The organism is Pseudoalteromonas sp. OF7H-1, from assembly GCF_022347825.1.
GTDB classification, from domain to species: Bacteria; Pseudomonadota; Gammaproteobacteria; order Enterobacterales; family Alteromonadaceae; genus Pseudoalteromonas; species Pseudoalteromonas maricaloris.
In genome coordinates this window covers 423,068-448,947 of sequence record NZ_JAKRFX010000001.1, presented here as the reverse complement: position 1 = coordinate 448,947, position 25,880 = coordinate 423,068, and the positions used below count along the sequence as shown (strand labels likewise).

At 41.4% G+C, this 25,880-nt stretch carries 15 protein-coding genes; 5 read left to right on the top strand and 10 right to left on the bottom strand.

Features of this window, described 5'->3' with window-relative positions; genetic code table 11:
* The first annotated feature begins 44 nt into the window (after positions 1-44).
* On the top strand, positions 45-2,405 hold the full coding sequence (locus MHN30_RS02010; RefSeq protein ID WP_130163699.1) for an EAL domain-containing protein: 2,361 nt from the start codon (positions 45-47) through the stop codon (positions 2,403-2,405).
* 58 nt (positions 2,406-2,463) lie between these two features.
* Here the strand turns inward: MHN30_RS02010 and metE are convergent, their stop codons facing one another.
* Complete coding sequence (gene metE, locus MHN30_RS02005) at positions 2,464-4,740, bottom strand: 5-methyltetrahydropteroyltriglutamate--homocysteine S-methyltransferase (protein ID WP_130163698.1); 2,277 nt, start codon at positions 4,738-4,740, stop codon at positions 2,464-2,466.
* A 290-nt stretch (positions 4,741-5,030) separates the two neighbouring features.
* Here metE and MHN30_RS02000 point away from each other — a divergent pair, with 290 nt between their 5' ends.
* From MHN30_RS02000 to MHN30_RS01990, 3 genes are all read left to right on the top strand, one after another.
* Positions 5,031-5,918 (top strand): LysR substrate-binding domain-containing protein, encoded by an 888-nt coding sequence (locus MHN30_RS02000; protein ID WP_010370874.1) that lies wholly within the window; start codon positions 5,031-5,033, stop codon positions 5,916-5,918.
* Between the two features lie 101 nt (positions 5,919-6,019).
* On the top strand, positions 6,020-6,784 hold the full coding sequence (locus MHN30_RS01995; protein ID WP_239357667.1) for an ElyC/SanA/YdcF family protein: 765 nt from the start codon (positions 6,020-6,022) through the stop codon (positions 6,782-6,784).
* 145 nt (positions 6,785-6,929) lie between these two features.
* Positions 6,930-7,301, top strand: coding sequence for a hypothetical protein (locus MHN30_RS01990; RefSeq protein ID WP_130163696.1), 372 nt, complete (start codon positions 6,930-6,932; stop codon positions 7,299-7,301).
* 127 nt (positions 7,302-7,428) lie between these two features.
* On the opposite strand, the gene MHN30_RS01985 is transcribed toward MHN30_RS01990, so the two are convergent.
* From MHN30_RS01985 to MHN30_RS01945, 9 genes are all read right to left on the bottom strand, one after another.
* Positions 7,429-9,054 carry a methyl-accepting chemotaxis protein gene (locus MHN30_RS01985; protein WP_275446432.1) on the bottom strand — a complete coding sequence of 542 codons (1,626 nt, stop codon included), beginning with the start codon at positions 9,052-9,054 and terminating at the stop codon, positions 7,429-7,431.
* A gap of 256 nt (positions 9,055-9,310) precedes the next feature.
* Positions 9,311-12,646 carry a M4 family metallopeptidase gene (locus MHN30_RS01980; RefSeq protein ID WP_239357664.1) on the bottom strand — a complete coding sequence of 1,112 codons (3,336 nt, stop codon included), beginning with the start codon at positions 12,644-12,646 and terminating at the stop codon, positions 9,311-9,313.
* Between the two features lie 177 nt (positions 12,647-12,823).
* Positions 12,824-14,863 carry a Hint domain-containing protein gene (locus MHN30_RS01975; RefSeq protein ID WP_130163693.1) on the bottom strand — a complete coding sequence of 680 codons (2,040 nt, stop codon included), beginning with the start codon at positions 14,861-14,863 and terminating at the stop codon, positions 12,824-12,826.
* Between the two features lie 29 nt (positions 14,864-14,892).
* Positions 14,893-17,994: a M4 family metallopeptidase gene (locus MHN30_RS01970; protein WP_239357662.1), complete on the bottom strand. Its 3,102-nt coding sequence runs from the start codon at positions 17,992-17,994 to the stop codon at positions 14,893-14,895.
* Positions 17,995-18,015: 21 nt separating this feature from the next.
* Positions 18,016-19,941: a calcium-binding protein gene (locus tag MHN30_RS01965; protein WP_239357657.1), complete on the bottom strand. Its 1,926-nt coding sequence runs from the start codon at positions 19,939-19,941 to the stop codon at positions 18,016-18,018.
* Positions 19,942-19,943: 2 nt separating this feature from the next.
* Positions 19,944-20,456, bottom strand: coding sequence for a DUF1566 domain-containing protein (locus tag MHN30_RS01960; protein WP_130163690.1), 513 nt, complete (start codon positions 20,454-20,456; stop codon positions 19,944-19,946).
* A 1-nt stretch (position 20,457) separates the two neighbouring features.
* Positions 20,458-22,527, bottom strand: coding sequence for a DUF1566 domain-containing protein (locus MHN30_RS01955; protein WP_239357648.1), 2,070 nt, complete (start codon positions 22,525-22,527; stop codon positions 20,458-20,460).
* A gap of 64 nt (positions 22,528-22,591) precedes the next feature.
* Entirely contained in the window at positions 22,592-24,313 is a 1,722-nt protein-coding gene (locus MHN30_RS01950) for a hypothetical protein (protein ID WP_130163688.1), read from the bottom strand.
* Between the two features lie 49 nt (positions 24,314-24,362).
* Positions 24,363-24,998 carry a hypothetical protein gene (locus MHN30_RS01945; protein WP_239357641.1) on the bottom strand — a complete coding sequence of 212 codons (636 nt, stop codon included), beginning with the start codon at positions 24,996-24,998 and terminating at the stop codon, positions 24,363-24,365.
* A 276-nt stretch (positions 24,999-25,274) separates the two neighbouring features.
* On the opposite strand from MHN30_RS01945, the gene MHN30_RS01940 reads away from it, so the two are divergent.
* Positions 25,275-25,874: a PKD domain-containing protein gene (locus MHN30_RS01940; RefSeq protein WP_222241067.1), complete on the top strand. Its 600-nt coding sequence runs from the start codon at positions 25,275-25,277 to the stop codon at positions 25,872-25,874.
* Positions 25,875-25,880: the final 6 nt, after the last annotated feature.

Sequence of the window (25,880 nt, the reverse complement as noted above, 5' to 3'; positions counted from 1 at the left end):
ACATTTTAAGTTAACTTAGTAGCATCTTTTCATGAGAAATATGTATGCTATCTGAGAACCAAAAATTAGAATCAAAAACTGAGCAGCTTAGCATCATCAACCAGTTTTCGTCGTCGCTGCTGCATCTAACCAAACTTGACGAATTATTTGAATACGTTACGACACAGGTCGTTAATCGACTGGGGTTTGTCGATTGTGTTATCTATCTCGCTGATCCTTATCAAGAGTATCTAGAAGTCGCAGCAAGTATGGGCGTTTCCCATGCTAATGGGGATTATCGTGTTGAACAAACTAAGATAAAGATTGGTTCAGGTATTACCGGGCAAGTAGCAACGACTAGAGAGCCCTTTATTTCTGGAAACGTCGCCGCTCACCCTATGTACATTGCAGATTTACGTCCAGCCATGTCAGAACTTTGCGTACCTCTGGAGTATGATGGTTACTTAATCGGTGTGATTGACTGTGAGCATCCAGAGGCCGATTATTTTACCTCCGCGCATTTACAAATACTATCGACGGTCGCACATCTGCTCAGTGCCAAAATCCATCAGTTACGCACCTTAGAAAACCTCCAAACCACGATTGCCCAGTTACACCAAGCACAGAATTTAGAAAAGTCCCTGCTTAAAATTGCGAACATCACTTACCGCTTTGAGAACCTTGAGGCTTTTTATGATGACTTATATAAAATCATTGCCTCTCAGCTTTGCGCCGAGAACTTCTTTATCGGCCTTTACGATACTCAACAGGATATTTTAGAAATCGATTATTTGATTGAGGGAGGCGAAAAATGTAATGCACACCAAAAAGTATCAAAAGATCAGATTAAGCATACTGCATCCTACTATATTCTGAAGAACCAACGACCACTGCTGTGTGATAACGATCAATTTAGAATGCACATTACGCGGGGTGATTTTAAAATGGTGGGTCGCTCGCCACGCTCTTGGTTAGGCGTACCATTTTTGGTTAATGATCAATATCAGGGCGTGATTGTGCTGCAAAGCTATAACAACGACCAAGCTTTCGTGAATCATGATTTATCTATTTTGACTTATATAAGTCGTCAAGTCAGCATGGCCATAGACCGACAGCTTTCAAGGCAGGCGCTAGAACATAGAGCCTTGCACGACGATTTAACGGGTCTTGCCAATCGCTATTTATTGTTAGAGCGGATCAAACATGCCATTTTAAGACTAGCGCGAGTGGAGTCCTCTAATTTGCACTGCCTGATCTATCTCGATTTAGACAGATTTAAAAGCATTAATGACTCACTTGGCCACGATGTTGGCGACCATTTCTTGATTGCTATTGTCGAGATGATAAATGGCTGTATTCGCAAAACCGACACCTTTGCGCGGCTCGGGGGTGATGAGTTTGCGATTTTTATGGAAAATGTCCAAGACAGGCAACAAGTCACTCTGCTGCTTGATAGGATCACCACGGCTATAACCAAGCCCCTTCATATAGATGGTCATGTTCTGCAAGCTTCAGGCAGTATTGGCGTTGCGTTCACTGATAACGAGTCCGATAGCGCTATTAATTTACTGCAGCAAGCAGATGCTGCCATGTACGAAGCAAAATCTTCGGGTCGGGGTCAAGTCTGCTATTTTAATAATGCCATGCGCAAGCGCCTAAAACAGCAAGCAGATATTGAAAATGATCTGCAACATGGCATAAAAAACAATGAATTTGCGCTGTATTATCAACCGATATTTTCTCTCACGACTGGCGCTATTGTGAGCTTTGAAGCCCTCGTCCGTTGGTTTCACCCCAAAAACGGGCTTGTTTCTCCAGATGCTTTTATTCCAATTGCAGAGCAAACCGGACAGATCATTGAGCTTGACTTACATTTGTTGGAATTGGCTGCCAAACAACTCAAACGTTGGAAAGCGCAAAAGCTGCCGAAGACTCGTGTTACCGTAAATGTGTCATCGCGACATTTCGCAAGCTTAGAGTTCGTTGATACAATTCAGCAACTTTATCATCATTATGAGCTTACACCTGGCTCTTTATGTTTGGAAATCACAGAATCTGGATTGATAGCAAACCTCGCCCTCGCAACCAAAATTATTCAAGGATTAGAATCCCTTGGAGTGAAGCTTTATCTTGACGACTTTGGCACTGGTTACTCTGCTTTAGGTTATTTGCACCAGCTCCCCATTCATGTGCTTAAAATTGATAAGAGCTTTATTGACCAACTAACTGAAAGAGAAAACCCGCTAGTTGATGCGATTTTGAAACTTGCACAATCACTTAACCTGACCGTTGTCGCTGAAGGTATCGAGCTCGAAACCCAGTGGCAGCTATTAAAGCAAAAAGGTTGTCAGTTTGGCCAAGGTTATATTGTTTCTAAACCACTCGCCGCAGATCAAGCGATGGCATTTTTACTGAGTAGAAACTAGATACACTCGCCACATATTTCATTTTATATAAACAATGAAATATGTGGGCTGGTTTAGATTAACTTTCCCCTAATTCGCTTCTAAGCTCCTTGGTTGCTGTCACCATATTCTCAAGTGCAGCTCGGGTTTCTGGCCATGCTCGGGTTTTTAGCCCACAATCTGGATTCACCCATAATCTTTCTACTGGGATTTTCTTCGCTGCTTTGTGAATTAAGTCTTTTATCCATGCCACCTCAGGGACGTTTGGCGTGTGAATATCATACACACCAGGCCCGATGTCATTGGGGTAGTCAAAGTCTTCAAAGGCGTCGAGTAAGGTCATATTTGAACGTGACGTTTCAATTGTGATCACGTCCGCATCCATATCCGCTATGGCGGCGATAATATCGTTAAAATCCGAATAACACATATGCGTATGGATCTGTGTTTCGTCATTCACACCACTTGCTGATACCCTAAACGCATACGCCGCCCACGCTAAGTAGGTTTGCCACTGACTGGCTTTGAGTGGCATCCCCTCTCTAAAAGCAGGTTCATCGATTTGGATCACCTTAATCCCTGCATTTTGCAAATCTACCACTTCATCTCTCAGTGCTAATGCAATTTGATTCGCGATGCTCGGCTTGTCTAAGTCATCTCTGACAAACGACCAAAATAAAATAGTCACAGGTCCTGTTAGCATGCCCTTCATCGGTTTTTTGGTTAAGCTCTGTGCATAACTCGTCCAATTAACTGTCATTGGTGCCGCACGCGAGACATCCCCCCAAACCACAGGGGGCTTAACACAGCGCGAACCATAACTTTGCACCCAACCAAACTGAGTAAAGGCAAAACCTTCGAGTAATTCACCAAAGTACTCAACCATATCATTGCGCTCTGCTTCGCCATGAACCAGCACATCTAAGTTAAGCGCTTCTTGTTCTTCAACGGCATAACGGATCTCCGCTTCCATCTGGCTTTGATAAGCATCAGCACTCAACGTACCCGCTTTATAATCACGTCGCGCCTTACGAATAGCCTGGGTTTGTGGGAAGGAGCCTATCGTTGTGGTTGGCAATAAGGGTAAATTTAGCGACTGTGCTTGTTTTTTAATTCTGGTTGCGAATTCACTATTGCGTTGGCCGTCTTTTGCTGTAAGCGCTGAAACACGCTGCTGCACCTCATTATTATTCACGCGAGTAGAAGTTAAACGCGCTTTTACAGGCTTAGAATATTCGACCAACTGGGTAATATCACGCTGCTCCAATGCATTTTTCAATAATGCCAGCTCTTGCCCTTTTTGTTTGGCAAATGCGAGCCAAGACTTTAACTCACCATCAAGCTTTTGCTCTTGATCTAAGTCGACTGGCGTATGTAATAATGAGCATGAAGGAGCGAGCCAGAGATTATCACCGCGACGTTCATGAACCAGAGCAAGTTGCTGATATACACCTTCAAGATCCGAGCGCCAAATGTTACGACCATTCACAACCCCAAGAGACAGTACGCTATCTTGCCCAACTACTGTTTCTAACGCAGCCAAGTCGTAGTTTGCCGTTACACAGTCAAAATGCACGCCTTCTACGGGGTAAGACTGGATATCTTCAACATGCGCTTGTATGGAGTCAAAATAACTGGCCAACAACACTTTTACTCCTTGGCCGCTCAACGCATCAAAACTCCGGCGCAGCGCGTTGCGATAAGCATCGTCGATTTCCAATGCTAAAATAGGTTCATCAATTTGTACCCACTCAACGCCTTGCTCTGCAAGCTTGCCGAGTACCTGCTGATATACAATCAATAACTTATCTAATAAAGCCAATTTATCAAACTCTTGACCAACGCATTTAGCTAAGTAGAGATAGGTTACCGGGCCGACCAATACGGGCTTTGCTTGGTAGCCAAGTAATTGTGCTTCTTCTACTTGAGTAAACAACTCCGTCCAAGTCAGGGAGAATTCTTGCGTTTGTGTTAACTCAGGGACGATGTAATGATAATTGGTGTTGAACCATTTCGTCATTTCACTTGCGGCACACGCACAGCCGCTAGGTGCTCGACCTCTGCCCATCCTAAACAAAGTATCAAGATTTACCGACTCATCATTTTTGTGACGACTGGGAATAGCGCCGACAAGTAATGAAGTATTCAACACGTGATCATACCAAGCAAAATCGCCTACAGGGAGAAGGTCAACACCAGCGTCAGCTTGCAATGCCCAGTTTTCTGCACGAATGCGCTTTCCTTCCGCGATTAAGTCGACTTGCGTTAAGTCGCCTGACCAATAGCGTTCTACTGCAAATTTAAGTTCACGCTTTTTGCCTACGCGTGGAAAACCCAAGTTATGTGTTAATGCCATGATTTCAATTCCATCTAGATGTTTAGATGTCTGAAATATAATTCTCATGCTCAAAAACAACAATTGATGCTTTCTCAGATTTCATATGAATAAAATTAAATTGTAATTTTTTGCAAAATTTTTACAGAAGTAGTGACAACGCTGTCATTTTTAGTGTTATAGTGGATTTGTGAATTTTTGAACAATTCACCGTAGGTATTTAGACGTCTAGACATTGATAATAACTAAATAGAATCGTAATATTGAGTAATGCTGAGATTTGCTCACTTCAAATATGAGAATTGTTGATAATGATTGATATAAAGCACCTAAAGACTATCTCCACCTTGAAAGAAACTGGTTCTCTTGTGAATACAGCACGAGAGCTATTCCTGACTCAATCTGCTTTATCACATCAGATCAAAGATCTTGAGAGCAAACTCGACTGCCAACTCTTTGAGCGCAAAACGCAGCCAGTACGTTTTACCCCTCAAGGGATGTTATTATTGGAACTTGCCAACGATGTTTTGCCTAAAGTTGAAGCAACAAAGTGCCGTTTGAAGGAAAGCCTTAATCAGCCTATCTCGCAACTCAGATTAAGCGTGGAATGTCATGCTTGTTTTCACTGGTTGCTTCCAACAATTAAAGAATTCAATACCTTTTGGCCTGACATTAAAGTCGATTACGAACGTGGCTTTAGCTACGACGCGATTCCTGACCTTATTGAAGATGAGCTGGACTTAGTGCTTACCTCAGACATTCGCGAACCAGAGCAACTGGAATACGCGCACCTATTTGACTTTAAGTTAAAGTTAATCGTTGCACCAGATCACGAATTGGCCAAGAAGGCCTATGTCACAGCACTCGACCTAAAAGATGAAACCATCATTTCTTACCCTATTCCTCGCGAGCGTCAGGACATATTTAAGCACTTTATTCAAAATGCACGCTTTGACGGCACGTTAAAAACCGTCGATCAAGGTTTATTAATCTTCCAACTGGTGAGCGCAGGTATGGGGGTTGCAGCATTACCGGACTGGTTAGTGACACCTTATGAGAGCCAAGGGCTAATTAAATCGATTCCTCTAGGCGCACTTGGGCTAAATCGTCCAATGTATTTAGCAATGAAGAAAAGCATGAAAGATAACCCTGTTTATCGTCATTTCCTCAATACTTGCCGAAAAACCACTGCAAGATAGATGACTGGGCTCTTTTTTGAGCCCTAACTGTTAGACATTTCTACAACTCCCATCTCATGCTAGCATTGCGTTAGGCTTATCTTAATCTAGGACATGTTTAAATGTTTGAAGTCAAAAAGGTTATCGGTCAACTTATGATGCCGTTACCATTATCTTTAGTGGTGCTTATGGGGCTTATGCTTTTTATCGCCAAAACGCGTAAAGGGCCTTACATCGCAAGCTGGTTCGTCTTACTCACGACATGGGCGTTATCGACTCCTTATGTCGCACAACATATTATTGAGTGGGATACAGGCGCTCTCGCCGCATTCAATCCAAGCAAGCACAACAATATAGATAAAATCGTGGTACTTGGCTGTGATTTATACCCAGATAAATCTCTCCCCAGCAACGCCCAACTTGGCAGCTGCGGTCTAGCCAGATTAGTTGAAGGCGTAAGACTTGCTAATATTTACCCAAAGGCCCAGCTGTATGTCTCAGGTTACGGCTATGGCCATGCAACAAGCGCGGGACTCATGGCAAGAACCGCACAGAGCCTAGGTATTTCCACTACACGTATTAAGCAAAACCCCAATGCCAAAGACACCGCGGACGAAGCAAAAATGCTAGCACCTTTACTAGTCGATTATGACGTCGTATTGGTCACATCGGCTTCGCACATACAGCGAGCAAAAAACCTATTTGAAGCACAAGGCATAGAAGTGTTCGCTGCACCGACGGAGTTCTATAACTTCAAGCAATACCCACTGAGCAGACAATTTATTCCGAACCATAAGGCCTTAGAAGTAGTCACTCGGATTTGGCATGAACAGCTTGGTAGTATGTGGATCACGATCCGTCGTGTTATTGACCCCGAGGCACTTTAAGCGCCGAAAAAGGCACCAAAATCAGGCTAAAGTTCGATAAATTAGCGCTGAAAAACGTAAAAAATTGAAAATTTGCGCAAATATGGGTATAAATAGAGTTTAATCTTAACCCGCGTATCCGCGTACAACACGACTAGGATCTACGATGAGTAAACTAGATAAAACTGAAGTACTAAGCGCTTTCGAAGCTGCGTACGAAGCTGCACATGGCAAAAAGCCTGAGATCACTGCAAAGCCAGGTTGGTATAGCATCGATGGTGGCAAAAACATGCGTCTTGCTGAGGTAGCTGAATTAACAGAAGAGCTAACTTCAGGGTCAGCTGTAGCAAGTGAGAAAACGCAGGCGCCTGCCAAAAAAGCGAAAACGACTAAGAAAGCGCCTAAGACTGCAGCTGTAAAATCAGCGAGCTTTACTATCGTTACAGAAAACGAAGAAGGCTTCAAAGCGGAAGAACAGTGGATTGCTGAACTAGCAGCAAAAGATCACGACTGCCGCTTACCTCGTGGTGTTGTGTAATATCCGTTGGTGTAACAACAGCTCCATAAGTAAAAAAACCTCGCAATGACGAGGTTTTTTTATTTCTTTAATTCTAGAGCCTGTTGATCTTTGCTGTTTGATTTAAACAGACCCGGCCCTAATAATATTAAACTTTAAACACTAGCACTTGACTGTTTAGCTGCTCAGCCAACGCTTCCAAGTCATTACTTACATCGGCATTACTCTGCGCATTTCGGGTAATTTCAGAAATACTGCTACTGAAATCATTAATATTTTCACTGATTTCCGCAACCACCGTTGTTTGTTCTTCTGTCGCCGTTGAAACCTGAATATTCATACCAACGATTTCATCCACCGCCTTATCAATATCGGTCATTATTTGAGCTGACTCATTGGCCCTATCTACCCCTGCAGCAGCACTTGATTGCGCGTTCTCCATCGATGATACTGCGTTTTGTGCCATGCCCTGTAACTTACTGATCATATCTCGGATCGATTCTGTGGCTTTTTGCGTATTATGTGCCAATTGCCTGACTTCGTCGGCAACAACTGCAAAACCTCGGCCCGATTCCCCTGCTCTCGCAGCTTCTATTGCAGCGTTTAATGCCAAAAGATTTGTTTGTTCAGCCACACCTTGGATCATTAACACCACTTGGTTGATTTCATTAGACTGATCGTTCAACGCTTTAATTAACTGCGCATTATCTCCTACTTCACTAGCTAGGCGCTCAATGGCCTGAATATTTTGCGAAATAACATCCATCCCTTGTTTCGCAAGCTTACCGGACATCTCAGCTTTGTTCGCGGTATTCATCGCATTATGTGCCACTTCTTGTATCGCACTGCTCATTTCTGTTGCTGCGGTTGCAATCATCACTGTTTGCTGCTCTTGCTCTTGTGAAGTACCCGCAATCGATTGACTGATACCATTCAACTCGTTAGAGGTCGTAGAAAGGCTATTCACGATTGTGACTAGATTGGTAACTAGCTCATGTAAGCTAGACACCATGGTATTGAAGTCATTCCCTATCTGGCTTAACTCATCTTGCCCCTCAACTACCACTCGTTGTGTTAAATCTGCATCTCTTGCAATATTACCAATACGCATACGCAAGCGGCTGAGCGGTTCATTTATTGACCTAAATATCAACATGCCAATTAGTACCATTACGATCACAATAACAACGGAAGAGATAATCATCGCCGTTTTAGTCGCACTGGCCTCGGAGTGACCAATATTTCGAAGCGCACTTGCTTCAGTAAGCTGTAACTCAATGAGTGCATTGTAGCTTTCGCTAAGCGGATCGAAAGCCGCATAGAGGTCATGTACAAATTTATCGTAAGGAATTTCTTCAAAGGTATTTGCGTTAACTCGATTAATATAATTAGACAGCAGTTGCTTGACACTTAGCTCTGCTTTTTCAACTTGCTTTACTAAGCTTCGCTCGTCGCTCGTAAGGTCCGTGGACAAATAGCTATTCCATTCTTTTTCAGCGATATTCTTAGCTTCTTCGATTTGCTTTAACGCAGCACCATTGGATAGTTGATGGCCTCGTAACTTGTGAAACGTATCCACAATAACCACCGCATAGTTATCTGACACCACTTTTATTTGTCTAAGCGGTACAACTCTGTCGTCATAAATACGGTCAATGTAATTGATAAGGTTTGATAATGTTCCGATTGTGAAGATGGTTGCAAGAATAAAAAACACAGCAGGTATGCCTGAAAGCGACAACAATCTGCTTTTAACTGAAACCCTATTTAGCATAATCTGATTTATATTTTGGTAGACACTGAAATAAAGTATTACTCAAAGTCTTGGATTTACAACTCTAATTTTTAGATTGCGCAATAGTTTGTTGCTCTAGGTCAATTTATAAAGGTTTTTGCAATAAGCTATTCAAAACAAAGTGAGAACTATTTTTCTCTATATTTACCTTAAGGGTGATAAAATCAGACCGACTTCAACCCTAAATTAAAGGGGGACGCTGTACTACATCCCCTTTTATAATTTTACCTCAACATTACTTAGCTTCTAGATGGCTAACACTAAAGTCGAATACGGGTAGCCCGCCATCTTTCGCAACCAGTTCCCAATCAAATTCTAGAGCAATATCTTTATGAATATAAATAGGTTGCGCTAAAGTCATTAACTTCTGGCCACCATAGAATATCTGCAGTGAAATATCATAATCTTCACCTAAGTTAGCCAACGCCTGCTCGACTTCTTTCCCTTCTAACGCTACATCGTTGATCAGCCATTTAAATTCTAAGCTTTCAATTCCTTCACCTATAGCCTGTAATTTAATCACATTATTATACTGACTAAAGTTGATTTTCGGCTCAACTAAGGGCGGCTGGGTAGGATGAATATTGACTAACTTGGTTGCTGTAAAATCAGCATGTTGATCTACTCTCAAACTTAATTTAACCGCATAAATACCTTCCTGATTATAGGCATGGGACACATTCGGATCTGTGCTTTCCAAAGTAGCTTCATCCCCAAAACTCCAATAATAGGTAAGTTCTGATGGTATTTGGTCATGCTCAACCGTAAAAGAACATCTCAACCCTTCGGCTTTTTTGCATTTGAACTTCAAGTTTGGATCCGGGACTTTGACTATTGCAACGTCTTGTTGTTTAACTACAACGTCTCCTTTTAATATACGATAACTTACCGAATCCACGTTTTCTTTGAGTTTCAAGTTAAGTGTCTTATCTACCCCACGATACTCAACACCATCGATAACCCAAATAATTTCATATCCTTCTGGAAGCAGCTGGGATAAAGTAAAACTAAATAAATCATTCGTTTGTTTAATGACCACATCTACCGTAGGAACCTGATGTAATTCAATCACCTGGCTATGGTCAAACTGAACATTATCGTTGTTTAACAATAATGACAGCTTCACACTATGCTCACCATAATCCGCAAATTCATACTCAAACGGCGTATTATTACTGCGCTCAATAATTTCCCCATCAATATTCCAACGATACTTTAAAGCACCAACTATTTCACTATGTACGCTCTGTAACAAACAACGCCTCTCATTTTGTTGGCACTGGATTGCAATGTTCGGTACATTGGTTGGCACAACAACTTTTGATATGCTTTTGACCGTTACATCATCCCGTATTAGATCAAGCTTTACTTCAATCCCTTCATCCAATTCACGAGTCAATGTGTAAGAACGCGTTTCAATAGTTTCTCGACCTATTGTCCACTTAAAGCTGTATGCATCACTGAATTGCTCTTGAATATTCAAAGTAATTAACTGATTTAACTGAGTATAAGAAAAACTTATTGATGGTGGCTGATATGTCCCACCTTTAACTGAAGACTTAACATCAATTACCTGAGCACTTTCATTCAAGAAACAAGTACTACTTCCTTCCGCTTCCTCTATGATAACCCTTAATAAAACGGGTCCTTGTTGTAGCGCATCAAGTGCCTCTAACGAAAAAGTTAACTTGTTGCCTAACTCAGTTCTTGATAGGACAGTTTCTGATTGTTCATCAAAAAATCCATTTCTATCTTTATCAAGTAGTACTTTGATAAATCGACCTGAGGTAAACCTTGCAAATTTAAGTATCTGTGGATTATCTATGAAGATATCATCTTGCAGAACAACGCTTGTATAGCCATTTTCTAAATCAAAAGATTCTCCGTTAAGCTTTAGCTGCTCCGCATTGCTTGCTGCAACATTCTCAGGCACACACAAAGCAGAGTTTATTAAAAATGCTATGCGTTCACTGGTAAACTGATTTCCATTTTTATCAATGATCTGCCACCTAATAGAGTGCTCTCCTGCACTAAGCGTTAAGGTGGCCTTGTGGGCTGCTTCCCAAGGAATACCACTGCTTTCACTCCACGAATAATACAGCTCATCGTCTACATGTATTATGAGTGTTTCAACGCTACTTTCCTGAATTCGAGGATCTGTAATTTGATAATGTACTTCCTCTAACAACCTTGACATATCTACTTTTAGTGGCTCAATTCCCATCTTCTGCGAATGGAAACCTACTTTTTGAGCCAACTGTCGGAGGTGAGTTTTATCCTGTTCATCTGCGCTCTCAATAATGCATTGAGTAGCATGCGCCATATCCGTGCTTTCATCAAAGCAAGATATCATCGCTTTAATAACTAAAGAGAATGCGCGTTCAACTCCCCAACCAGATTGGCTGGCGAGTAAATAGAAAAATTTATTTAACGCACCGGCACGGAAATGCGACTGTGTAACATCGTCATAGTCCCTATAATCATCGATGCTAACACCATCTAGTCGCGGTTGTTTAACATTACGCAAGCTAAGATCTCTGACGAATGCATCCCAACCAATTCCCCACATATTTTCATCATCACTGTATAGTTTTTGATATGCGTCGCTCTGTTTCCAATTACCCTCTGGTGGTGTTGCTGACAGATGGCGTGCATAATAGTCTTTTACACCCATCGCAAAAATATCAGCAAAGCTTTCATGAAAAGCCAACCTCTGACTTCTCGTCTCAAGCGGTTCAGCGTTCACATCCGAAACAATGTTATTGGTATTCCACTCCAAAATCGCATGCCCCATTTCGTGAGCTACGATATCCAAAGACGTACCATGAGAAAAACGACTAAGATTAGCATTCTGATTTGGTGCTAAATTAATAAATTCACCGTCCCAGCTACTTGAATAGTCTGAGTCTCCTCCAAGCCTTACTTTAAAAGGATTTACACAATAACCATTGTCCTCACAGAACTGTGATTGCTGGGGATACAATTCTTTAAACTTTGAGAGAATTGTCTGTACAGTTACACCGGCAAATAGGTGTGCATCATTGACCGGTTTGAATACACCAAATCGACTGTAATATAGATAAGGGTCGCTATCTATACCATGACTTTCTACTACCCCACTCGGACAAGGATAACTATAAGGATCACTACCTGTGTCTACATCATAGGTAGTGATCCATTCATTTTCATATAAGCACTTACCTTGCTCAAGCTTGACAATCATTGGATAGCCAGAAAATGTTTCGAATGCACCAAAACTATCAGGTCTAAAAAACAGCTTGCTTCTTATTGGGGGGTCGGGCCACCGCGCTTTTGTCATTGGATGATCTAATGGGAGTACTGCGTTTTCACACAATTGCGTTCGCATATTTGGGGCTTGATGACAATTTAAGCCAATTTTATAATTTCCGGTCATCGTCGCTACAGCGTGATAGCTAAAAGCTGATGTGGTTACGTTAGGGTGCGCCTGAAGTTTCTGTTCGCCTGAATAAGAATGCTCAAGCAATGAAGTGTGAGCTAGTGCGGGAGTTGAGCTCAATAACAATGCACATATACTTCCCAGTATTCGCATAGTGTTTTCTCCTTAATATGCAATACAAATATTTTACATAATTTTGAAACTCAATCCAGTTTTTAATCTTCCTATTGCAGCACTTAGAATAACTGCCATTAAGTTGCGCTTGATTGCAATAATAAAAAAGCTGATCGTATGATCAGCTTTTTTATTGCTTAAAACGCATCTATAAATTTACTTCTTATCAATCTCTAAGCTATTTAGATAATCAGCATGCCATTCTTGAGGAAGGCGCTTTAATACATCTTCAACAGACTCTTTGCTAGTATTGACTTCATTTTCAGTTTGCATCGCAAGATCCCCGACCGAGATTCCATTTGCATACATCACAAACGTTTCTCCTTCTTCTTGCTTACCGTTTACGCGGGCTAACTTAAGGTTATAAACATTGTCTTTATAATCAACTTTTTCATAAGAAGTGATTGTCGCAAGACCTTGTTCGGTTTGAATAACATCACCTTGCTGCACATTCAAAGCCCATGCAGCCATTCCGCCTTCACGTACCAACGGGTGCGATTCAGTTAACGTCAGGGTTTGGCCCTTATCCGTAGTAATTTTTATCATCGGTAAATGTTCCACACCGACAGACATATCAACTACTCTTAACACTTCTTTCTTCTTGGTTGAAAACTCACTAGAACCCATCACCAAGTCGCCAACATTAAACTGCTCAATTGATTGAGACTGCCCATTCGGCATAAGGATTTGCGTACCTTTTGCTAAGCAACTATAGCTAAATTGTAATGGTGCCTGATTATATACAGCACTATCTTTGGGCAATTCAGGTGCCTGAGATGAAGCAATAATATAGGAAGTGTAGCCAGTTATGTCATTGTACTCTGCCTCAGAAACCCCAAAGTACGTTTTCGCGTCTTCTAAGTTCCCCATCCAGTTAACTTCTAGGCCAATATTCATGATCCAAAAAGCATCAGCCCGCCTTGTGAAGATCCCTGGCTTAGCAAAGATGCCTGCGTTTCTTGGAATGTCCCAAGACAGCACGGAAACAGGCATCCAATCTGCCGCATTAAAGTGATACTCAACTTTAAAGTATTTAGCAAAAATGCTTTTCATATTCGTATTGTTATAAGACAACCTATCAATAAAACTGTCCTTACCTTGGACTAAAATATCAGTAGGCGTAACGTTGTTATTTTCAAGCTCTGCATCCTCTTTAAACAACACTCTTGAGATATATGTTGGTAGCGTTATTTGGCCCTTGAATGGGATAGTTACATGAGGGATATCATTATAATCCCCTCCAGCTAATACCGTCGGGTAGTCACAATCACCATAATCACGATTTAAACAAACCATAATTTTACCATCAGCACCTGGTACACTATATTTCTGATCTGGCGCTGACTTTCTCCAATCTTTAGGATGTTCAACCGTATGTTCAAAAAAATCACCAACACTTGTCGTCCCAAAGTGCTGAGTTTGTGCTAGCTGGTTGGCTTGTTCAAGTTTATTCGCAACAAGTGGATAAGATGCAATCGTAGCAGCTTTGTTACTAAGCGGAAGACCAAGCTCTTTACCGAGCATGCCTAGCAGTGCATTACGGTCGTACTTCACTCTGACTTTTTTGAATACTTTGCTGTCGTCATTAAAAATAACAAAAGCAGAGCCTTCTGCATAAACCTCTTTAGAACGACTAACATGCTCATATGCTGAAGACAAAGTCGCTTCCCCACCTAAAACATCGCGATGGTCATCCGGAGTCTCCGCGCCAAAGAAGCGTCTTGTCTGTTGCGTTGTAATTTGCTCGCCTTTCTCATTGACAAGTTTTATGGTCAATGTCGTTACTTTTGTTAATTGCGGCTCTGAATTTAAAAGTCGAATTTTAAATAGTTTGGAATCACCTGTTCCAATGATATTAAAACCTAAATGGCTAAAGTAAGATTCCAGTTCCATTTCCTCAGTACCGAGGCTTTTCACCATCGCTAGAGGTGCAATTTTTGTGCTCTTGTTTTGTGGCGTATGAAGTTGCTTAAATAACTGAGGGCTATTTTTTTCATTCCAACCAGCGTCATTGAAAATGCTTTTCAGCTCTGCAATAGCTGCAGGACTATCTGGATCAAGGTATTGCACTCCATCTCTAGCTTGTTTAGTTTCTTGCTGAGCAAGTTTTGCATCAAGAACAGTTTGAGCGTGAGCAGGTAAAGAACCAAAAGCAATAGTAGCTCCGATTGAGAACGCAAGTAGCTTAATTTTCATTTTATTTTCCTTAAAGTTATATTTAGAAATTACTGCACAATTTTAAATTGCATGCTGTCCCTTCCTTGAGTAGGGTCACATGGTACTACCGAAGGTCCTTGAGCCTCTGTATACGCAACTACACATACATTTACAGCGCCCTCAGACAAATTAAATGTCGACGTTATATTTTTTTCATTCGTTTGAAATTGATTATCTCGATTAAGATCAACCCAATACTCACTCAGAACAGTGCTACCATCACTGCTAGAGCCATCTACAGTGATTTCCGAAACACACGCTATAGGAAAGTTCCAGTATGAATTGAGCTCACTATCGCCTTTTGCCAATTGGTGAAGCTGAGAGTGATAACACATACTATATGAGCCATATTTCATCATTACTTGAGCTTGGTTAACGGTTGCTTTTGGCTGTTGGGTATTTGCTTTTACATTGATGCTCTTGCTTGTGGTATGGATACTTCCATGAATATCAGTAATCGCCATATAAACTGTATGTACACCAGGCTCACTAAACGTATGCGTCCATGTTCCGGATAAGTCAGATTGACGCACCCAACTTTGTTCGATATTCCACCTAATATCAGTCACTTCCACTCCAGCTAAATCTGGCGTAAATATAAGTCGCTGACTATTGCTTGCATCAACACGATAATCGAAGTTGAAATCAGGAGTAGACGTGCTGATATTGACCATAGTCGTTGCTTTGAATTGAGTATTTAACTCATCAATAAATAGCTCAAGTACAGCTTCATATTGGCCATGCTGTCTATAATCGAAGTTAAAGCTGTTAGCGTTATAGCGAGTATCTTTGGTGTTATTTACATCACCGAATGTCCAGAAATATCTCGCACTAGCTGGCAACTGCTCATGAGAAATATTAAATTCACAACTGCTACCTGTTACCTGACATTGGATAGCTAAATTAGGATTTGCTACTGGTGAAACAACACGCTCTTCACTTGCTACCACTTGGCCTTTAGAGAGCATATCAACTCTCACTAATGTTGCGCCTGACAAGACTTTAGTAAATTGAGTTTTATTTTCTGCAACTAAGTGACTATCAAAATACCAGTTATAACTTAAATCAGTTGCACCTGTTCCATTAGCTTTAAATGTGACATCGTTATTTACTTGAGAATGGCTAAAGTCGACGGCAAGATTACTTCCCCCTTGTTTGAAATTAACAAGAAAGTCAACTACCTGACCGGAATTAATCGCATTGCATGCAGACTCTTGTTGGTCATCAATTCGAATGCGCATTAGTAGCGGCCCAGCCATAACTGAGTCAGGATACTCAAAACGAACAGCGACACTATTGGCTACATCTGGTTGACCAAAAATAAGTTCATTGCTTAATGGATCCGAGAACACCTCAAATACTCGATTACGATTGCTATCACTAAATAATGAAACATAACGATTGTTCAGCGCCGTCAAAAAATCTATTTTTAGTTCATCCAAAGAGTGAATAGGAGTATTTAATTCGACGAATTCATAACTATTATCCAGCCTAAACAGTTCACCGTTTATGCGAATATCAGTCAGTGCAGGAGTCGTTGAGTTTGGTATACATCTTGGCTCTGATGCACCATACAGTAGACGATAACCTGTTTTTATTTGGCCATTTTTCAACTCCAGTTCTAATGCTAATGTATTTGCCCCCTGCTGAAGTATTACTCGACCCCCCTTAACAGATTGGTAATTACCCTGTCCGTTGTTTTTGCGCCAATAGAGCTGAGATTCACCGTTTACTTTTACGTTTAAAGACTGAACTTGGCTGTTGTAGAAACTATTATCAATAATTTGATAATTAGCCTCATCAAGTAACCTATCAATACTAAAGTCTAGGTTATCTACATTTGCGTTAGAAGGGACGATCCCTACTTGTTGTAACAAGTGGCTTACAAGCTGCTTTTCAACTGTAGATTGAATTAGGCAGTAACCAGCATGTTCAATACTGCTTTGTCGGTTGAAACAATCTTTGGCCGCAGTTAACACTAATTTATATGCTCGTTCGATATCCCAGCCATTTTGGTTGCTCAGCAGATAAAAAAACTTATTTAGCACACCTGACTGCTGATGAGGTCCTACAGCATCTGCCAGATCCCTATGATCATCAACACTATATAAATCTAAACGAGGATAGTTCAAATAACGGACTGGACTTTGCGAAAAGTTACGATCAATACCAAACCACCATTTTTTTTGATTGTCTTGTTGCCACGCGAGAGCCAACGGACTGGTGGTAAAATTACTCTCTGTTACTTGTAGATGTTTAAAATAATAATCTCGGACAGCGACAGCAGTCATGTCGGAAAAAGCCTCGTGGATGGCTGACTGCTCCCCCCCCTGATACAACAAATCACTATTCCAACTTAAAATGGCATGACCTATCTCATGTGACACAATATCTAATGCACTACCATGAGCAAATTGCCTAAATGTATTTCCTCCAGGAGCGAGATTTACATACTCCCCATCCCAATTACTGCTGTAATCTTGGCCTTCATGTGAGTAGTTCACTCGAAGTTGAACCTGCTTTATACAATAACCTGAAGATGGGCATAACTCCGCTTGGTTAGGAAAAAGATCTGAATAATAATCCAACGCCATCTGCATCGTAACACCAGCATAAAAATGCGCGTCATTTTGTGGCTGGAAGGCGCCAGATACAGTATATTTATAGATCATTGAGCTATTATCAAAACTCTCTCTATTCCCCTCAGAACAAGCGTACTCATAAGTTTTAAATAGCTCAGGCGATACGTTGCGCTCGGCTAAGATAGTATTCACGAGTGGGTTGCGTAGGTAACAAGTGTCTTGCGACATCTCTACAACCATGGGATAACCCGAAAACTCACTAAAGGCCTTCGCACTCGGGTTTCGATACATCACATTGTATTGAGAAGGCGGGACAGGAAATTGCGCTTCTATTCTTGGATTGGTGGGTGGAATAAATTGCTGGCATTGGGATGCAATGCCATTATTACCAGCCTCAGTTGGTGCATGAACACAATTAATGCCCATTTTAGCGCTACCTGTAAAAGCAGGCACTGCTTTATATTGTGCGGCATAACTCGATGACGCAAATGCAAGTGCGCACATAGTAGCGCAAATAGAATACTTCACTTTAATCTCCTTTTAGATATTTCACAGGGGTATTTCAGATATAATTGAGTGTTGTTTTGTCCGTAAATTCAGTAAGAATTGAGCGTGATAGCCCTGCCTGATCCGCTCATAAAGCAGAAACTCGACATTAAGTAATTGATATGAAATCGTACCGGTCTTTAGCTCGATATCGGTTCCCGAGGTATTATTGTAATAGAGCTCAAATGTAAGACCGTTGCGATCGTCAGCGATTATACCGGACACAAACCTATCAACCCCAGCGCCAAGATCTATCTGCAGGTTGCTGCCAATTGCAACTTCATTCATAGATACAATGTTAGGTTTATAATTACCGGTGAGCCTTTCGACAGCGTTAATATGAGCGATATTAATAAAGGTACTGGCGTCGTCCGCTAATACCACTTGATCATCACCACTTCCCCCGTCCAATAAGTCGACTGATGAACTCAGTGTAAAAGTGTCATTGCCAGCTTCACCATAGAAATTACCTTGGCCAGCATGGGCAAACATTAGATCATCACCGTTGCCTCCAAACACGGTATCCTTACCTGAAAAGCTAGTAATTTGGTCGTTACCATCCCCTCCCATCAAGGTTTCATTTCCGTTACTGTCATAGATTTGATCGTCACCTTCCAAGCCCATCACTTTACTTATACCGCTTGCAGGAACTAGTCGGTTCCCTAAATGGTTACCAACCATCATTTCTACGTCTTGAATATATGTTGTGAGTGCAATTAAGTCCGTGCCACCGCTCAGTTGAATTGTATCTTGCCCTCTACCTCCAATAATGTGATGGCGATTTAGTCCTGCATCATTTAATAAGAAAAAGTCGTTCCCTTCACCACCATCGAACTGATCTGTTCCTTCAGAATCATAGAAAGTATCATCTCCCCAGCCACCTTCTAAAATGTCATCCCCTTGCTCACCATAGAGATGGTCATCATCATCACCACCTTTTAGGATATCATTACCCGCACCACCAAAAAGATGGTCTCGGCCTGCATTACCAGATAGCCTATCAGCCCCCTCATCACCATAGAGTTGATCATCACCACCGTCACCATAAAGCACATCATCGTGCAGACCACCGCGGAGTATGTCTTTCCCGTCCCCACCTTCTAGGTAATCTTGTCCCGACTCTCCAAATAGGGTATCTTCGCCATCGCCGCCAAATAACTCATCGTCATCATTCCCGCCTTTTAAGGTATCGTTACCACTACCACCCCAAAGCTTATCTCGACCTTCATTACCATAGAGTTCATCGTGCCCAGCATTACCATAAAGTAGGTCGTTTCCAACTCCACCATCTAAATAGTCATTACCTATTTGGGAACTAAGCTCATCGCCCAAAAGAATATCGTCTCCACTTTCACCATATAATTGGTCGTCACCATCGCCTCCGTTCAATTCATCATTTTCAGAGCCGCCCTTGAGCACATCATTTCCTTCCCCACCATAAAGCTTATCTAAGCCTTGGCCACCGAATAATTGGTCATCTCCACTATCACCATATAAGCGATCGGCTCCTTCTTCACCGAACAAACTATCTTGGCCTTGTCCTGCGCGCAAAATGTCATCATCTTGACCGCCATGAAGTACATCATCACCACTCTCTCCATTTAAGGTGTCGTTTCCACTGCCACCAATAAGCTCATCATTACCCTCACCGCCTATAAGTAAGTCTTCCCCTTGACCACCATCTAGTTTGTCATTACCAGCTAATCCCACAAGCTCATCATCGCCGTTATTACCGATAAGCACATCGTCCCCACCCGTACCTAATACAGGCTCATTAATCGTCAGAATATTGACAAAATTGGCAATGTCATAAGACTGTCTCGGATAGATCAATGCAGTCTGTTTTATCTCAAACGGTAATTGCGCTAAGCTTTCCGGTAAGTTTGGGTTTATGACTGTCATAGCAACACTGAAACTAATTATCACCATCTCTATTCCTTGATTCCTTGGCTGTTCATGTCCCGCACGAGCATTACTGCTGCCCCTGCAGACTCAAGATCCCATGATTGGATCTGTAAATTATCCACATTCAGAAGTAATAATCCTGCTGAAGCTCCCGATGCACCTGTGGTCCCGCTCCACACACGGTTCAAATTACTCGGAAATACAAAAACCGAATTACGTTGACTCGCGGTACATTCATCTTCGAATAAAGCATGTAACTCCTTAACGTTTGGTAATCTCCAATCATCATATCCCGCAATACTTGTCGCTGCGGCAGTTTCAATTGCACTAAACCCAGATACGTTTATTCGGTTTAAAGTCGGCGTCACACATTCGTTAAGTGATAAGCCAACAACACAATTAACCCAACTAAGGCGATGCTTTAAATCATGTACTACCTGCTGCGAGTCAGATTGAAAGCGTGCTGCAGGCGAGATATCACAATTAGCAAATACATTGCTGCAAACGAGAGTCAATAAGGTAATCATCAATTTGTTCATACTATTGTCCTGCCATCAGTAAGAAGTGCAATTCACTCTGTTCACTCCGCCATAACGTGCTTAATTCAGTGCCATACCAATTCACGGTGTAGACCTTCTGATCTTTAACGGCTGTCGTACGTAGGCGTAGGTATGGAATTGCTGCATTTAGGTCATTCGTCAACCAAGTAAGTGTCGAAGCATTACGATTCAAACTTAATACAGAAAGCAACTGAACAGGGCTTGGTAACCGCCAGTCAGACTTGCCGCATTGCTGCTGTCGGTTGAGTTGCAACTGGATCTGTTCAATACTACACTCGGCCACCTCACACGAAGAGGCTAATGGCAATTGCTGGGTGATAGCGTGGCGCTGTGCGTGTTTGATTAACCACACAAAGCCTGTGGCGTTATCTTGAAGACATCTTGCAGTATCTGAAAAGTCAGGAACAATCGTACCGTCACTTGAGAGAAAGGAAAAATCAAAGCCATCAGGGCCATTACCTAGCTTCACTAGATCAATATCAACATCTCGACCTATCTGTGCGTCTAAGCGTGGTAATAAAAAAATCGAAGAACCATTTGAAGTCCACTCACCTTGATCGGAGATATGGCGCTTATCACCGGTATCATTAAGCACTTGAGTTGCGACGGTCTGAATTTGTGTAACAGCAGAAACCACAACATTACCACTTAGTTTTACTGCAATTTCAAATTCATATTGTTGAGGTAGATGCAAGGATTCAAATCCTGACTGCAACTCAACATAGCTTAATAGCTCTCTTGAGCTACCCGCTATTTGCTGCCAATGTATTTCCTTTATATCTCCAGCTTCAACCGCTAAATGCGCAATCAACGGAATGTTACTTCCTGCATAGTGTGTAGATTGATGCTCAAATTGAATCTCGGGTAATGCCTTTATACTAATTGGGATATATTCGAGACGCTCATGACCGTGTATATCGGCAACTCTAAGTTCAAAGTTACCTTGCAGAGGATGATCAGCTTTAGCCGTGATCTTGTAACTTGTATCTGATAGCTTTTCTAATAAAAACTGCTGTGAATTCGGGTTTATAACAACAATACTGTATGCTTCTTGCTCAGGCTCACTAACCGTGACATCCAACAAAGCGGAACCTGTGCTCCAAAGCTCATTTCTTTCTAATTGATAACTAACTTCCGGACTTCTGTTAGGCTCAATTGTTATATCAAACTCTTTTTCTAACACAGCTTGTTGTGTTTGAGTGGTTATCGTAGCTTGTATTGATAACGTGGCTTTTGTACTTGCACCAACATCCTCGGCAACCAATCCTACCGTTTTGGAAGCTGTCCCCTGCAGCTCGACAACACTTCCTTCAGGTTGTTTAATCACCGACCATAAATAAGAAATCTCAGCCTCTGAGGGAATATTTTCAAGCTGCACGGTAGCGCTTCCCTGAACTAATGCAGTGTAATTCGGGTCTAGCTGCAAGGTTAGTTTCGGATTAGGCTGATTACCCCCAACGCTTAATGTTTTATCAACTTGATATTGCCACCCTTGAGTTGTGACAAACGCATACAACTTAAAAGTGCTGCTCCCCGAATATGTATCTGTTACCAACAATGTAATCTGAGTACCATTTTGCTCAACTATAACTTCTCGCAGCTCTCCATTTTCATCAGCGACTTGCCAAATCACATGAGCATCAGAAGGTAAATTTTGCAAACTGAAATAGCTAGCTTCACCTTTTCGTAAATTATCAGCACCAGCTATTGTGGCATTTAAAAGCGCAGGCTTATCGGTACGAACCATTAACTCCGAGTTTGCTATATCGTAATTCCAACCGTTTAAACCAAAAGCACGCAATAAGATTTGTGAGTCTCGGCTTAGACTATCTAAATGTAGCTGTATAAGATGCTGCATTTCACCACCTGGCATAAAATCCCCTTGAAACCTCGAGGTTTGCCACTGGATATCTTCATATTGCTGATAGTCTGGAACAGATAGGATCACCGTTTCACCTGGCTGAATATATTTCGGGCCGATGATTTCCATCGCCTGAATAGAAAAAGAGAAGCAAATCGCAAGCAATAGATATGAGCACCTACACAACATAAGTAACTTTCCTTATAAATTTGAGATCAGGGCCAGTTTATATGGCCCTGTAAATCAGAGATTATTACTGTGCAACAAAGGTTAGGTATTTATCCTTTGGCATATAGGTAATTTCTGTAGACTTTTCCGTGTAGAAGCGACTCTTGTCGCTGTAGAAGCGGCTGTAATTACGACGATTGTCTAGCGTGCCAACAATCCAACCAATCGCACATCCGTAAGGACCGAAGCTACAACCAATTTGTTTAGCACCGTCAGACCAACGCTGATGTTCATCATCATTAAGTGGAGCTGCTGAAATTCGAGGGTAGACACTGTCTAACACACCAAACGCTATACGACGAGCAATTGCTTCGCGGACCGTTTCTTTCATATCTTCAGTCCAAAACTTACTATATGGTGCATTTGTGAATGTGATTTCAAAATCTTCGCTGTTTTTACTCCACTCGTAGAAGCTACTCTTACGCTTCTTCCAGAATAAAAATCCACTTGATTTATTTGATGAAACTTGGCTAATGATACTATGTGCTTTATATTTTGCTTCATAGCCAAATGGCACTTCAATCAGCCACTGTAGGCGTAAACCCGTTTGAATATAAGAGTCCATTTTAGACGCAAGTTCACTTTCGGAAATGTTGTCCTTCTTAAGCTGACAGGCACCGAATAGGTTCATTGCAACACTCGCACTTGAAGAACCAAAGCTACCATACACCAATGTATCCACATCATTAGGGTTGATGTTATTCATGTATGCGCCATCTTCGGTTGACTTATCTTCGCCGTCATAAGATTCAAACAGATTCGAGAAGCCTTTAGGCTGGAAACTAATCAATTGTTTAGCCACATTCACAGAGTGAATTGGGTGTAGATTATTCAGTACTGCATCATCTGGATCGGCTTGCTGCATATACGCAGGGTTCATGTTTGTGAAGAACTCAGCCGCTACCAGTGGCATTTGACGCCACGAAGTAATTTGCGGGATATGGCCATTTAAACGACGTAAATTATCTACATGAGCTTCATAATCAAGCTCATATACAATTTCGGTATTTGCACCATAAATGGTCGCAAGTTCGATGTAATTTGACTTTGAACGATCTTCAATATCGTCTGCATAGTTATCGTACTTGATAATGCGGTCATCAATCGCCACGATTTGATCTTTTAAGCCTTCAATTTCAGCTGTTAACTGATCGATTTTATAAAGGTTTGTGCGGTTTTCCGCGCGGTAGTTATTATAGGCATCACGAGCTTCAAAATATGCAGTCTCAATTCCTTGCTTTTCTGCGATACAATCGTCTCGAGTACGCATCGGATTGTTTAAACATGCACTGTATGTACTATAACGGTTACTATATTCCATCAAGTTAATTTCATAGCTTTGTTTAAGCGCACTAAACTGCCAATAATCGATTTGTGCTTTCAACGTATCCAGTTCAACTTGAGACTCGATTTTTGCATCTTCAAGAGGTGCTTGCTCAAGAAGTAATGCTTCTGACTTATCACGCCATACCTTTGCTCGCGCTTGTGAACTGTCATAGTCATCTTTGGCAACGTCCATATTTGAACAAAACTCAATGCCTTGTGTTTCAACATGGCCACCTAATGATGCTCTGCCCGTATTTGGCGGAGCGACATAAGCTGTCTTACAATTTTGGCTAAACATTACATCAGCCCCACCTGTATTTACTGTACCACCGCTAAATTGGCAGTCTTCACGTAAACTAGGTAACGCCATTGCTGTGGACGGAATCGTCACGATGGCTAATGCTATAAGCGTTCTTTTCACTGTCTTCATCCTTATAAATTAATTTGAGTCCCCAGACTCATTTAGTGAGTTATCGAACTTCATTTTCTTCGTTTATTACTTCATGTACTTCTTGGTTTTCCATTTTCTCTATTTCCCGCTCCCACTCCCTCCTTGCTTGCTTACGTTTTTCTAATGTCTCAGCCACGGTATTACGTACAAAGCGCATATCCTCAGCAAACGCATTTTCTCCATAAGTATGCGTAAACTCTCTTTCTATGTGCTCTGCCTGTAGCTCACTTAGTTTTCTAGTAACTTGATTTAAATGCGTATATGCACGCTTTAAGGCTGCGATATCTTCGGTAGATAATGCATCATCATTTACTTTCTCCACCGCCTGCTTAGATTCAAGTTGTGCGCGTACAAAATCGTATTCAGATTCAAGTTCACGAATATCGTGCAGCTCTTCTAATGGCCTTAACGGGAAATCAAAGAGTGAATTTGATGTTTTTGGAACTAATGCAAGCTCGCGTTCCAGTGATTGTGATTCTTTTGGTATTGCCGTATCAGATTCGGTTAACACAATTATATTGCTTTGCTTCCCTGTATTAACGTTTGCAGCAGCATTGGCTGCATCTGCGTTATTGTCTATTTTATTTACGAGCCATATTGCACATAGCGCCGCCGCAACAAGCCCAACCACGAAGGGTGTATGCCTTTTGTTCACCTACCTCTCCTTGAGTATGCACAAATGATTCTTTAGTGAATGTAAAGAGTTATTCGTGTTTTGAGTAATTAAACTAAATAAATTATAAACACTATCAGGCACAAAAAATCAACAATTAATTTTACATTTTGTTAATTTTAATTATATAAATAAACACATTTAAACATTATTGAAACAAATAAATTAACAAATTTCGCCTTCTACATGTAGCAAACTTGTCGACTAAGCATTGAATCATGGTTAATATAACGAGAAGAAAATCGACAGGAGTTCAACATGTACCTTAAAAGGATATTTTTGTTACTTGCTCTTTCATCCAGTCATCATGGGTTTGCTACTGAGTATTCCTATATGTGGCAGTTTGGTGACGGGCAAAGCAGCACAGAAAAAGAGCCTCAGTATCAATATAAACAGCCTGGTTTCTATACAGTTCAGCTGGAAGTTTTTGCTAATCAGAACCTTAGTTATAGCAAGACACACGAAGTGGATGCGGTTACCCCCTTCGTTAAAATGTTAAACATTGCTTCATCCAACAATATTATGCTCAACAAACCAACAACCCTGAGTGCCGAATTGCAATCCGTTAAACCATTAGCGCTTGATTACCAATGGAATATGCCTGACGGTTCGGCTAAAAAAGGAAAGAAAATCACATATACTTTCACCCAAGCTGGTGACCAAAAAGTAAAGCTCATAGGCTCATTTGAGAATAGGGAAATTATCAGTCAAGAAGTTACCTTCAATGTGAAAGCTTCTGATAAAGATGGTGATAGAGTGGATGATGATGGCTCTGGAGGAAGTTTATTTTGGCAATTGCCATTGTTAGCTTTACTATTTCTTCGCAGACGGTTTGTATTTAACCTGAGCTGCGGATAATTAATG

What these genes read in the sequence shown, in the direction of transcription:
- MHN30_RS02010 (WP_130163699.1), top strand. Translation starts at nt 45, where the DNA reads ATGCTATCTGAGAACCAAAAATTAGAATCAAAAACTGAGCAGCTTAGC.
- metE (WP_130163698.1), bottom strand. Translation starts at nt 4,740, where the DNA reads ATGGCATTAACACATAACTTGGGTTTTCCACGCGTAGGCAAAAAGCGT.
- MHN30_RS02000 (WP_010370874.1), top strand. Translation starts at nt 5,031, where the DNA reads ATGATTGATATAAAGCACCTAAAGACTATCTCCACCTTGAAAGAAACT.
- MHN30_RS01995 (WP_239357667.1), top strand. Translation starts at nt 6,020, where the DNA reads ATGTTTGAAGTCAAAAAGGTTATCGGTCAACTTATGATGCCGTTACCA.
- MHN30_RS01990 (WP_130163696.1), top strand. Translation starts at nt 6,930, where the DNA reads ATGAGTAAACTAGATAAAACTGAAGTACTAAGCGCTTTCGAAGCTGCG.
- MHN30_RS01985 (WP_275446432.1), bottom strand. Translation starts at nt 9,054, where the DNA reads ATGCTAAATAGGGTTTCAGTTAAAAGCAGATTGTTGTCGCTTTCAGGC.
- MHN30_RS01980 (WP_239357664.1), bottom strand. Translation starts at nt 12,646, where the DNA reads ATGCGAATACTGGGAAGTATATGTGCATTGTTATTGAGCTCAACTCCC.
- MHN30_RS01975 (WP_130163693.1), bottom strand. Translation starts at nt 14,863, where the DNA reads ATGAAAATTAAGCTACTTGCGTTCTCAATCGGAGCTACTATTGCTTTT.
- MHN30_RS01965 (WP_239357657.1), bottom strand. Translation starts at nt 19,941, where the DNA reads ATGGTGATAATTAGTTTCAGTGTTGCTATGACAGTCATAAACCCAAAC.
- MHN30_RS01960 (WP_130163690.1), bottom strand. Translation starts at nt 20,456, where the DNA reads ATGAACAAATTGATGATTACCTTATTGACTCTCGTTTGCAGCAATGTA.
- MHN30_RS01955 (WP_239357648.1), bottom strand. Translation starts at nt 22,527, where the DNA reads ATGTTGTGTAGGTGCTCATATCTATTGCTTGCGATTTGCTTCTCTTTT.
- MHN30_RS01940 (WP_222241067.1), top strand. Translation starts at nt 25,275, where the DNA reads ATGTACCTTAAAAGGATATTTTTGTTACTTGCTCTTTCATCCAGTCAT.